Source organism: Streptomyces sp. DH12, assembly GCF_020873895.1.
GTDB lineage: Bacteria > Actinomycetota > Actinomycetes > Streptomycetales > Streptomycetaceae > Streptomyces.
Genome location: NZ_JAHWGT010000397.1, coordinates 1 through 644 on the forward strand (window position 1 = coordinate 1; position 644 = coordinate 644).

General features: G+C 74.4%; 1 protein-coding gene. It reads left to right on the plus strand.

The genetic code is table 11. The features are described from left to right. Positions 1-463: MFS transporter (locus tag LPA54_RS34790; protein WP_228984617.1), on the plus strand; the 463-nt coding region annotated here is incomplete at its 5' end. Positions 464-644: the final 181 nt, after the last annotated feature.

Consider the following 644-nt stretch of genomic DNA (forward strand, 5'->3'; position numbering starts at 1 on the left):
GTTCGACACGGTCGGCCGGCGGATCATGATCTCCGGCACGTATGTGCTGTCGGGCGCGCTGCTGTTCGGCACGGCCTGGCTGTTCGACCGCGGCGCGCTCACCGCGGCGACGATGACGGCGTGCTGGTGCGTGGTGCTGTTCTTCGCCTCGGCCGGCGCCTCCAGCGCCTACCTCACGGTCTCCGAGATCTTCCCGATGGAGACCAGGGCCATGTCCATCGCCTTCTTCTACGCCCTCGGCACCGCCGCCGGCGGCATCAGCGGCCCGCTGCTCTTCGCCGAGCTGACCAACACCGGCAAGGTCGGCGACACGGTGCTCGCGTTCCAGATCGGCGCGGGCCTGATGGTCGCGGCGGGCATCGTCGCGGCGGTCCTCGCGGTGAACGCGGAGCGGCGGTCCCTGGAGGACATCGCCACGCCGCTGTCGGCGGCCGAACCGCAGCAGGCGGTGGTCCGCCCCTGAGGCCGGGGCCGGCGGGGTGGCTCAGCCCCGCCGGTCGGCCACCGCCCACGACGCGAGGGCGACCGCGCCGGCCACCCCGAACACGGCCGGCCAGGCGCCGACCTTCTTCGCCAGCGGATGCGACCCGGCGAACGCGGCCACGTACGCCGCCGACAGCACACCGGCCGCCGGGCCACCGGCC